A 10,070-nucleotide genomic window follows, 5' to 3' on the forward strand; every position below is an offset into this window, starting at 1 on the left:
GGTCAGCGGCGGTTGGCGTCGGGCTCGCCCACCGGGCGCGCCTGCGACACCTCACCGGGCGCGGCCTGGATCGTGCGCGGCGCCTCGGTGGTCTCCGACTTGCCCGCCTCGGACTTCGCCGTGCCGGCGGAGGCGGCGTCGTCGGTCTTCATCGCCTTGGCCTCGCTCTTGAGGATCCGCATCGAGCGCCCGAGCGCCCGAGCGGTGTCCGGCAGCTTCTTGGCACCGAACAGGAGCACAACGATGACCAGGATCAGGATGATCTCAGTGGGTCCTAGCCTGCCGAACATAGTCGTTACCTCATAACCGGGGGGTTGATGGGTCCGATCGTACGCCGATCCGTGTTAAGCCGGTGCAACGCAATCGTGGCGAAAGCCGGGCGCTTTGAGAACCCATTCGTCGCCGAACGTTCAACCGGAACACCTGGGCGCCACAAGAACGAACCGGTCAGAACCGGCGAGAACGGGCGTCATCGAGGTCCGCCGCGGCACGACCGATGCGGTCGGCCGCGTCGCCGACCGCACGCCCGAGGTGACGTACGTCACCCGCCAACCGGAAGGCCAGGCGCCCGAGAACGGCGACACCGCCGACGAAGAGGAGGAGTGCGAGGGCGAGAAGTACCCACAGGAACATGGCCCGACCCTACTGTGCCGCCCCTGGCCGCACGTCAGCTCGCCACCTGCATCGACGCGACGCCGCCGTCCGACAGCAACTCGACGATCTTCTCGCCCGCCGGACGGCGCACCGAATCATGACAATTGGGACAACGGAAAACGTAGAACGACTTGCCGGGGCGCACCACGAGCCGCAACTGCTCGGCGGTCAACTCGACCCGTCCGCACACCGGGCAGCGTGCCGTGAACATCGCCATAGGCCGCTCCTCACTCCTCCTGAACGCCCCTCGGGGCGTGCCTCATCGGATTTGTCGACCCTGCCGGGGCGGGGGTGGCGCAAGTGCGCGGCGCGTCAGGCGGTCGCGTACGCCGCGAGCGCGGCTGCGGCGGTCCGGCGGATGTCGTCGGCGAGTTCGGCGGGCGCGACGACGCGGCCGTGCTCACCGAGCCGCAGCGCGAGCCTGCGCACCACCGACGGATCCGGCGTGCGCAACGTCAACCGCAGCCCGCCGTCGGGGAGTTCCTCCAGAGCGTCGTACGGGTAGTACTCGCGCACCCACCGGCCACCCGGGCCGAGTTCGAGGACCACCTCGATGTCCTCGGGAGTCGGCTGCACCAGGCCGTCGGCGGGATCGAAGGGCGCGACGGTCGGCGCCGCAGACTTGTCGTCGAGCAGTTCCGCGGCCACCACCCGGTCCAGCCGGAACAGCCGGCGGTCCTCGGCGGTGCGGCACCAGGCCAGCAGGTAGGAGCGGCCCTCGACCAGCAGCAGCCGCACCGGGTCCACGATGCGCTCGGTCACCTCGTCGCGCCGGGGCACGTAGTAGCTCAGCCGCAGCGCTCGCTGCTCGGCGATCGCCCGGTCCATCGTCGCGAACGAGGAGTCCTCCGCCTCGAATTCGACGCGGACGTGGGCGGCGGCCTGCGCGGCGTCGCCCGCGGCGTCCTCAAGCTTCGCGGTGACCCGGCCGAGCGCCTCGCGGTCGCGGTCGCGCAGCCCGGACAGCCCCGCGAGCGCGCGCAGGGCGACCAGGAGAGTCAGCGCCTCGTGCGGGGCCAACCGCACCGGACGCACCGGGGCGTCGGCGTTGTCGAGCCACACCCGACCATCGGCGTCCACATGGGGTTCGAGGAGGTCGTCGGCCATGAAGCTGGTGCCGCACATGTGCAGCGTGCCCAAATCGGCCTCGATGGCGTCGATTTCGTGACCGAACGCGCGCGCGACGTCCTCCAGCCGCGCGCCGGGGCGCTCACGCAGGTACGCGACCAGCGACAGCAGGCGACGCGTGTCGTCCAGGGCGTTGCTCATGCGCGCACCTCACTCGCGTCGCTCAGGGTCTCGCTCGGGTCCGCGTCAGTGTCGACCGGAAGTCCTGCCGCGGCACGCAACTGGCGTACCACCGCGGACCGCAGCTCCGGCGGGTCCAGCACGACCACATCCGTGCCGAACTCCGCGAGCCAGCTGTGCAGCCCGTGCCCGTACGGCAACTCCAGCTCGTCCCAGGCCTCGTCGACCTGCTTGACCGCGGACGCCCGCGCCCGCAACGGGAATCCGGCCCCGGAGCGCAGCCGGATGCGGGCGGTGCCTTCCCCGCCCTCCCCCGCGAACCGGGCCACCTGCGCGCGGATGTCGACGCTCGCCGGGACCGGGGCGCGCAGCTCTTCGCGCAGAATGCGCGGCTTCGGCTTGTCGAGCACCCGCTCCAGGCGGAACACGCGCTGCTCGCCGCGGTCGCGCGCCCAGCCCACCAGATACCAGCGGCCCCGCCAGCAACTCATGCCCCACGGCTCGACCACGCGCTGGCGTGCCTCGGAAGCGCCCGACCCGCGGTAGGTGAACTGCACGGGACGGCGAGTGCGCAGCGCCTCCAACAGCGGCCCGAACGCGGGCTCGCGTGCGGCGACGCGGGGTTCGACGGAGGTGAGCGGTGCGGTGTCGATCTCGACGCCGGCGGCCTTGAGCTTGTACAGGGCGCCCGTCGCGGCCCCCGACAGCGACGACTGCTGCCACGCGCCCGCGGCGAGCGCCAGCGCCGCGGCTTCCTCGGGGTCGAGGTCGACGGGCGGGAGCGCGTTGTGCTCGGGGCGGATCCGGTAGCCGTCGGCGGACTCGACGAGCGGGTCGTTCGCACCGGTCTCGATGGTGAACCCGAGCTCGCGTACGTCGTCCTTGTCCCGCTCGAACATCCGGTCGAAGGCCTCGTCGGAGGTGCACAGGCGGTACGACTCGATCGACGACCGCAGCTCCTCCTTCGTGACGTACCGGCGCGCGGCGAGCAGGCACATGACCAGACTCACCAACCGCTCCTGCTTGGGGATCGCCATCCGTTCCGCCCCTTGGCTCACTGTCCCGTGTCGCGCGGCAGGGCACGCCTCCCGGGCCCATCCGGGGGAAGCCGCCGCGCGTTCCGCCCCGACCGTACCGCGTCCGCGCGCTCCGCGTCCGCCCGGTGACAAGGCCGGCGACACGCCCGCTGACCGGCCCGCCGCCGAGTCGGGCCCCGACGGACCCGGGCCCGACCGCTGTTCATGATCCGGTCGTGGGACTCGCCTCCGCACTCGGTTGTCCACTAGCCTCGCCGACCGTGATCACGTGGCGGCGCGGTGAGGTCCTCGGCATCCGGCGCGAGTGGCGCGGCGCCGTGGAATTGACGGTGCGTCAAGAAGGCGCGGCGGAGCCCGTCCGGGCGCTCGCTTACCCCGAGTTGGTCGGGCGGCCGGAAGTCGGCGACGTCGTCCTCCTCAACACCACCGCGCAGTCCATGGGGCTGGGAACCGGCGGCTACGCCTTCGTCGTAGCCCTGCCCGAGCGCCTGCCCAAGGACCCTCCCCCCGGCCCCGGCCACCTGGTCAAAGGCCGCTACACGCCGCTGCAGGCCGTCGTCCTGGGCGCCGACGAGCAGGAGTCCCCCCACCACGGCCTCCTGCGCGACGCGGACGACCTGGACGCGATGCCCGTCGTCGTCGCCGACCTCCACTCGGCGCTGCCCGCGGTGTGCGCCGGTGTACGTGCCGCGCGCCCCGGCGCCCGGATCGCGTACGTCATGACCGACGGCGGCGCGCTGCCCGCCTGGTTCTCGATGACGGTCGCAGCGCTGCGCGACGCCCACTGGCTGACCGGCACCGTCACCACCGGCCAGGCCATGGGCGGCGACCTGGAGGCCGTGACCGTGCACACCGGGCTGCTCGCGGCCCGGCACGTCCTGCACGCCGACATCGCGGTGGTCACCCAGGGACCGGGCAACCTGGGCACGGACACCCGCTGGGGTTTCTCCGGCGTCGCGGCGGGCGAGGCGGTCAACGCCGTCGCGGCGCTCGGCGGCCGGCCCGTGGCGGCCCTGCGAATCTCCGACGCCGACCCGCGCGAACGCCACCGGGGCATCTCGCACCACAGCCTCACCGCCTATGGACGCGTCGCGCTGGCCCCGGCCGACGTCGTCGTGCCGGCCGTCGGCGAACCCCTCGCGAGCCGGCTCGCCTCCGACGCCGTTGCGCTGCGCACCCGCCACAACGTCGTCACCGTCCCGACCGACGGCCTCGACGAGGCGCTGCGCGCCGTCCCGGTGAAGCTGTCCACGATGGGCCGCGGCCTCGACGCGGACCACGCGCACTTCCTCGCCTCGGCCGCCGCGGGGCGCCACGCGGCATCGCTTCTCCCGGCCGGTCTCCCAGCCGGTCTCCCGGCCGACGACCGGCTGTGACCGGCTGTGACCGGCAGCATGCGCAGGTGACCAGCGGTGCCCGGCGGCGATCCCCCGCAACAACGCCGGTGGGACGGCGCCCCCGCAAGGACACCGCCCCACCCTTGACTCCGGGTTCGGATCAGCGCACTCCGCGCAGGTCCACGACGAAGATCAGCGTCTCGCCCGGCTTGATCTTGGGCGACGGGCTCGCGTCGCCGTACGCCAGGTGCGGCGGGATGACCAGCTTCCGCCGGCCGCCGACCTTCATCCCCTGGATGCCCTGGTCCCAGCCCGCGATGACGCGCCCGGCACCGAGCGGAAACTCCAGCGGCTGACCGCGGTTCCAGCTCGCGTCGAACTCCTCGCCGGTGGAGAAGGCGACGCCGACGTAGTCCGCCTGGACGGTGTGGCCGGCCTGGGCCACCTCGCCCTGGCCCTCCCAGATGTCCGTGACCTCCAGCGCCGTCGGCGGCTCACCGCCGGGGTAGTCGATCTCGGGCTTCTCGTTGCTGCTCATCGCGGAACCGCTCCTTGATACGTGACCACTGTCGACGGACACTCTTTCAGCTCACGCACCGACGGTCGTCGCACGCCCCGCCGGACGAGCCGTCAAGATGTCGTCGCAGGGCCGGATTTGACGATGTCCACGACCACCACGAACGTCGAGTTCGCCGGGATGTTCTGCGAAGGGTCGCCCGCCGCGCCGAAACCGCGGTCCGGCGGCATCACGACCATCACGCGGCTGCCGACCTTCTTGCCGGTCAGCGCCTCGGTGATCGACTGCATGACCGGGGTCGCGTCCGCCTGCCCGAGCGGCAGCGCGGTCGGTCCGCTGCCGCCCCACGTGGAGCCGAGCATCGTCGGCGAACCCCACAGCCACTGAAGGAGCTGGACCTCGACCTGGTCGGTACCGCCGACCGGCGCCCCGGCACCCTCGATGAGCGGCTGCGACACAAGCGCCGTCGGCGCGGCCTTGCCGGCGGGGAACGTCAGGCCGACGACCTTGTTGCCGTCGGTGGTCACCGTCGGCAGGTCGGGGTTGGGGGCCACCGGCGTGCCGGTGGCGTAGCCCGGCCGCGTCCCGATGATGTCGACGACGAACACCAGCGTCTCGTTGGACTTGATGTCCGGGTCCTTGCCGGCCGCGCCGTAACCCAGGTCGCCCGGGATCGTCAGCAGCACGCGGCTGCCGACCTTCTTGCCGGCCAGCCCCTGCGTCCAGCCCTTGATGACGCTTTCGAGGTAGAACTCGGCAGGCTCACCGCGTTCGAACGAGCTGTCGAACACCTTTTTGGTGCTCCACGACACGCCCTCGTAGTTGGCGTTGACCAGATCCTGGGCGCTGACCACGGCGCCTGTCCCCTCGGTCAGCACCTGGGCGCCCAGGCCGGTCGGCGGCGGGCCGTCCGGGATCTTGAGGTCGGGCGCCTGCCCGAAGGCGGGGTTGGCCGTCGCGGCGCTCGTCGTGCTCAACCCCGCGGAACGAGGTGGCGCGCTCGACGACGCCGTGGGGGACGGATCGCTTCCCCCGCCCTCGTCGTCGCCGCACGCCGCGGCGCCGAGGGTGAGGGCGGGAACAATCAGCAGCGCAGCGAGACGGCGCACGGGAATCCTCTGACACGAGCCGACAAGACCCGGACACTCTACGGGCATCCCGAGTCGGAATCGTGTGAAGACGAACGCCGCAGCCGGCCCGCGCGACGGCGGGGACCGGACGACACCGGTCCCCACCGAGAAGCGGCCTACATGCTCGCGATGAGCTTCTCCACACGGTCGTCCACCGCTCGGAACGGGTCCTTGCACAACACCGTCCGCTGCGCCTGGTCGTTGAGCTTCAGATGCACCCAGTCGACCGTGAAATCGCGGCGCTGCTCCTGTGCCTTCTTGATGAACTCGCCGCGCAGCCGGGCGCGCGTGGTCTGCGGAGGCACCGACTTGGCCTCGAAGATGCGCACGTCCTGGCCCACGCGGTCGATCTGGCCGCGTCGTTCCATCAGGTAGTACAGCCCGCGCCGGCGGTGGATGTCGTGGTACGCGAGATCGATCTGCGCCACGCGCGGCGAGGCCATGGGCAGATTGTGCTTCTCCCGGTACCGCTCGATCAACTGGTACTTGATCACCCAGTCGATCTCCCGGCCGACCAGGTCGAGGTTCCCGGTCTGCACCGCCGTCAGCGTCCGCTCCCACAGGTCCAGCACCTGCTGCACTGTGCCGGTACGGATGCCCCGGCGGTCCGCGAAGTCCATGGCCTTGGTCAGGTACTCGAGCTGGATCTCCAGCGCCGAGGCCTCCCGGCCGTTGGCCAGACGCACCTTGCGCTGCCCGGTCATGTCGTGGCTGACCTCGCGGATCGCCCGGATCGGGTTCTCCAGGGTCAGGTCCCGCATGACCATGCCGGCCTCGATCATCCGCAGCACCAGGTCGGTCGCCCCGACCTTGAGCAGCGTGGTCGGCTCCGCCATGTTGGAGTCACCGACGATCACGTGCAGTCGCCGGTAGCGCTCGGCATCGGCGTGCGGTTCGTCGCGGGTGTTGATTATCGGCCGCGAACGCGTCGTCGCGGAGCTGACGCCCTCCCAGATGTGTTCCGCGCGTTGGCTCACGCAGAACACCGCACCGCGCGGCGTCTGCAGGACTTTGCCCGCGCCGCACAGCATCTGACGGGTCACCAGGAACGGGATGAGGATGTCGGCCAGACGGGAGAACTCGCCGTGCCGGGCCACCAGGTAATTCTCGTGGCAGCCGTACGAGTTCCCCGCGGAGTCGGTGTTGTTCTTGAACAAGTAGACGTCACCGGCGATGCCCTCCTCGTGCAGGCGCCGCTCGGCGTCCACGAGCAGGCCTTCGAGGATGCGCTCACCCGCTTTGTCGTGCACGACCAGTTCGGGCACGGAGTCGCACTCCGGCGTTGCGTATTCGGGGTGGCTGCCCACATCCAGATACAGCCTGGCCCCATTGCGTAGGAAGACGTTGCTGCTTCGGCCCCACGAGACGACTCTGCGAAACAAATACCGCGCCACCTCGTCCGGTGACAGCCTGCGCTGCCCACGGAACGTGCAGGTGACCCCGTATTCGTTCTCAAGCCCGAAGATTCGGCGGTCCATGAACCAACATTACGCCGCTGACGTGCCGTTCCGGGACAACTCGAGCGTGCTCGTTCCCTCGATGTCGATCTTCTTCGGCGCGAGCGTGCGGCGTCCGGCGACCAACAGCAGCGTCCCGAGCGCCGCGCCCGCTCCCGCGACGGCGAACGCCCAACGCACACCGCCCGCTTCGCCGACCAGGCCGGCCACCGCGGTGCCGGCCGCCGCACCGGTCCCGAACGCCGCGACCACCCAGGCGAAGGCCTCGGTGACCGTGCCCGCCGGCGCGAGCTCGTCGACCAGCGCGAACGTGCACGCGATGACCGGCGCCAGGAAGAGACCCGACACCGCCGCGAGCACCACCATCACGGCGGGCCCGGGAGCCCACACCAACGGCAGGTAACACACCGTCAGACAGCCCATGAGCCATGGCAGCCGGTCCCGCGCCGGGCGCACCCAAGGACGCGCGCCGTGGGCCACCCCTCCTGCAAAGGCACCCGCCGACATCACCGCCATGATCACGCCCGCCCACACGTCCGACCCTCGGGCGTCCGCATAGGCGACCGATGCGACGCTCAGGACCCCGAGCGCCGTCCCGGTCAGCGTCAGCGACAACAACAGCACCCGCAGCCCCGACGACCGCAACGGCCCCGCCCAGTGCCGCACGTGGTCCTCGCCCCGCCACGCGCGCGACGGCCGACTCGACGCCACGACCAGCGTCCCCGCGATGCCCAGCAGTCCCGTCACCACGACCGCGACCGCCTCCGACGACACCGCCGCGACGACGACCACCAGCAGCGGGCCCGCGGTGAAGAGGATCTCCTGCGCCGCCGCGTCCAAGGCGTACGCCGCGTGCACCTGGTCCGGCCGCAGCACCGACGGCCACAGCGCCCGCAGGCCCGACTCCAGCGGTGGCGTCGCGAATCCTGCGACCAACACCGCCGCGAACGCCAGCACGACGGGGTATACGCCCACGACGGCGAACACGGTGTACCCGGCCGCCGAGACCAGCGCCCCGCCGAGCAGCACGCGCGTCTGTCCGCCCCGGTCCATCAGGCGGCCCAGCACGGGCTGCCCGAGCGCGCTCGCCAGACCTGACAGCGCGGACAGCGCGCCGGCAAGCGTGTAGCCCGCTCCGTCGGCCCGCGCGAGCAACAGGATCGCCAACGCCCCCATGCCGTTAGGCAGGCGCCCGAGGAGGGTGCCGCCGAGCAGTCGGGCCGCGTACCGGGCCCTGAAGAGGTCCGCGTATATGCGCATGGGCCGACAGCCGCCTTCTCCCCTGGGCGCGTGCTCGCGCGCGACACGCGTCAATCGGTGCTTGCAGTCAACAGCGAAGTCATACGTATGACTGACGCCAGTCTGGCCCCTCGTCCGTGCCCGGGGCAACCCGAATCCGGCACACTCACGCCCGCGACCACGCGCCTACAGTGGCCGCAGGAACCCGACCGGCCGCGGCACCCGCCGCGGCCCGCACGAAGGGAACGCCGTCACCGTGCCCCCCACCGGCCCGCCGGCGGACCCCGCCGCCGCAAAACACGAACGCACCGCCACCCGGCCCACCAGCAAAGACGTCGCGAAACTCGCCGGTGTCTCGCAATCGACGGTGTCCCTGGTACACGCCGGCAAATGGCCCGGCCGCGTCTCCGAGCGCACGGTACGCGCCGTCAACGAAGCCAGCGCCGCCCTGGGCTACCGCCCCAACCAGGCCGCCCGCCACCTGCGCCTCGGGACCACACGCACGGTCCTCCTCGTGGTCCCCGCCCTCACCAACCCGTTCTTCGGCGCCGTCCACACCGGAGCCTCCGAGGCAGCCGCACTGCGGGACTTCGCGGTCGTCGTGTTCCCCTCACCCGTCGAAGCCGGAACCGAACGCGCCCCCTTCGCCAGCCCCTTCGCCGCCGCACACACCGCCCTCGACGCCGTGCTGGCCTCCTCCATGGCCTACGAGTCCCTCGCCGAACTCCTCGCCACCACAAGCCCCAACCCCGACCTCCCCCTCGTCATGCTCGACAGCGAACCAGGCGCCGGCCCCCCCACCGTCAACGCCGACGTCGCCGCCGGCATGCACGACCTCACCACCCACCTCCTCGGCCTCGGCCACCGGCGCTTCGGCCGCCTCGTCCCCGACATCGACACGTGGACCTTCACCGCCCGCGAAAACGCCTACCGCGCCGCACTCCACGGCATGCCCGGCACCCGAACCACAACCGCCCGAACCGCGTTCACCGTCCACGACGCGGCCCGAGCCGCCCACGCGCTCCTCGACGCCGCGCACCCGCCCACCGCACTCGTATGCGACGACGACGTCCTCGCCGCCGGCGCCTACAAAGCCGTCCGCGCCCGCGGCCTGCGCATCCCCGAGGACATTTCCGTGACCGGCTTCGACGACCTGCTGATCGCCACCGTCATCGAGCCCGAACTCACCACCGTGCGCCTGCCCGCGCACCGACTCGGTGCGGCCGGAATGAGCGCGCTCCTCGACCTTCTCGACGGTCGGCGCCCCCAGGACACCTCTCTGCCCGGCGAGTTGGTCATTCGGCGATCAACCGCACCCCCACCGCCCACCGGTTGACGGCAGTTCGAACACTCCCGCGGAACAGGCTCACCGCTCACCACCCGCCGGAGTTCCCCACAGAGGGCATCCGCCCGGGCCCGGACATGCGGACGGGGGGGGGAGCGGGGGGGGG

11 protein-coding genes are annotated in these 10,070 nt (G+C 71.7%); 2 read left to right on the top strand and 9 right to left on the bottom strand.

What is annotated here, in order from left to right:
- Positions 1-2: 2 nt before the first annotated feature.
- The 5 genes from tatA to ACRX5W_RS12845 form a co-directional block, all read right to left on the bottom strand.
- On the bottom strand, positions 3-290 hold the full coding sequence (tatA, locus tag ACRX5W_RS12825; RefSeq protein ID WP_436788191.1) for a Sec-independent protein translocase subunit TatA: 288 nt from the start codon (positions 288-290) through the stop codon (positions 3-5).
- A 157-nt stretch (positions 291-447) separates the two neighbouring features.
- Complete coding sequence (locus tag ACRX5W_RS12830) at positions 448-633, bottom strand: hypothetical protein (RefSeq protein WP_436788192.1); 186 nt, start codon at positions 631-633, stop codon at positions 448-450.
- Between the two features lie 34 nt (positions 634-667).
- Positions 668-871, bottom strand: a complete 204-nt coding sequence (locus ACRX5W_RS12835; RefSeq protein WP_436788193.1) for a hypothetical protein — start codon at positions 869-871, stop codon at positions 668-670.
- Positions 872-966: 95 nt separating this feature from the next.
- Positions 967-1,923: a helix-turn-helix transcriptional regulator gene (locus ACRX5W_RS12840; protein WP_436788194.1), complete on the bottom strand. Its 957-nt coding sequence runs from the start codon at positions 1,921-1,923 to the stop codon at positions 967-969.
- Positions 1,920-2,939, bottom strand: coding sequence for a helix-turn-helix transcriptional regulator (locus tag ACRX5W_RS12845; protein ID WP_436788195.1), 1,020 nt, complete (start codon positions 2,937-2,939; stop codon positions 1,920-1,922). Before ACRX5W_RS12845 ends, ACRX5W_RS12840 begins: the two co-directional genes overlap by 4 nt.
- 260 nt (positions 2,940-3,199) lie before the next feature.
- Between ACRX5W_RS12845 and ACRX5W_RS12850 the strand changes: the two genes are divergently transcribed.
- Positions 3,200-4,315, top strand: a complete 1,116-nt coding sequence (locus tag ACRX5W_RS12850) for a DUF3866 family protein (RefSeq protein ID WP_436788196.1) — start codon at positions 3,200-3,202, stop codon at positions 4,313-4,315.
- A gap of 121 nt (positions 4,316-4,436) precedes the next feature.
- Here the strand turns inward: ACRX5W_RS12850 and ACRX5W_RS12855 are convergent, their stop codons facing one another.
- The 4 genes from ACRX5W_RS12855 to ACRX5W_RS12870 form a co-directional block, all read right to left on the bottom strand.
- Positions 4,437-4,814: an FKBP-type peptidyl-prolyl cis-trans isomerase gene (locus ACRX5W_RS12855; protein ID WP_436788197.1), complete on the bottom strand. Its 378-nt coding sequence runs from the start codon at positions 4,812-4,814 to the stop codon at positions 4,437-4,439.
- Positions 4,815-4,906: 92 nt separating this feature from the next.
- Complete coding sequence (locus ACRX5W_RS12860; protein ID WP_436788198.1) at positions 4,907-5,902, bottom strand: FKBP-type peptidyl-prolyl cis-trans isomerase; 996 nt, start codon at positions 5,900-5,902, stop codon at positions 4,907-4,909.
- Between the two features lie 137 nt (positions 5,903-6,039).
- On the bottom strand, positions 6,040-7,401 hold the full coding sequence (pafA, locus tag ACRX5W_RS12865) for a Pup--protein ligase (RefSeq protein WP_436788199.1): 1,362 nt from the start codon (positions 7,399-7,401) through the stop codon (positions 6,040-6,042).
- Positions 7,402-7,410: 9 nt separating this feature from the next.
- Entirely contained in the window at positions 7,411-8,640 is a 1,230-nt protein-coding gene (locus ACRX5W_RS12870) for an MFS transporter (RefSeq protein ID WP_436788200.1), read from the bottom strand.
- A gap of 235 nt (positions 8,641-8,875) precedes the next feature.
- On the opposite strand from ACRX5W_RS12870, the gene ACRX5W_RS12875 reads away from it, so the two are divergent.
- Positions 8,876-9,955 carry a LacI family DNA-binding transcriptional regulator gene (locus ACRX5W_RS12875; protein ID WP_436788201.1) on the top strand — a complete coding sequence of 360 codons (1,080 nt, stop codon included), beginning with the start codon at positions 8,876-8,878 and terminating at the stop codon, positions 9,953-9,955.
- Positions 9,956-10,070: the final 115 nt, after the last annotated feature.

It is taken from the genome of Yinghuangia sp. YIM S10712 (assembly GCF_051388935.1).
In the GTDB taxonomy this organism is placed as follows: domain Bacteria; phylum Actinomycetota; class Actinomycetes; order Streptomycetales; family Streptomycetaceae; genus Yinghuangia.

What these genes read in the sequence shown, in the direction of transcription:
- tatA (WP_436788191.1), bottom strand. Translation starts at nt 290, where the DNA reads ATGTTCGGCAGGCTAGGACCCACTGAGATCATCCTGATCCTGGTCATC.
- ACRX5W_RS12830 (WP_436788192.1), bottom strand. Translation starts at nt 633, where the DNA reads ATGTTCCTGTGGGTACTTCTCGCCCTCGCACTCCTCCTCTTCGTCGGC.
- ACRX5W_RS12835 (WP_436788193.1), bottom strand. Translation starts at nt 871, where the DNA reads ATGGCGATGTTCACGGCACGCTGCCCGGTGTGCGGACGGGTCGAGTTG.
- ACRX5W_RS12840 (WP_436788194.1), bottom strand. Translation starts at nt 1,923, where the DNA reads ATGAGCAACGCCCTGGACGACACGCGTCGCCTGCTGTCGCTGGTCGCG.
- ACRX5W_RS12845 (WP_436788195.1), bottom strand. Translation starts at nt 2,939, where the DNA reads ATGGCGATCCCCAAGCAGGAGCGGTTGGTGAGTCTGGTCATGTGCCTG.
- ACRX5W_RS12855 (WP_436788197.1), bottom strand. Translation starts at nt 4,814, where the DNA reads ATGAGCAGCAACGAGAAGCCCGAGATCGACTACCCCGGCGGTGAGCCG.
- pafA (WP_436788199.1), bottom strand. Translation starts at nt 7,401, where the DNA reads ATGGACCGCCGAATCTTCGGGCTTGAGAACGAATACGGGGTCACCTGC.
- ACRX5W_RS12870 (WP_436788200.1), bottom strand. Translation starts at nt 8,640, where the DNA reads ATGCGCATATACGCGGACCTCTTCAGGGCCCGGTACGCGGCCCGACTG.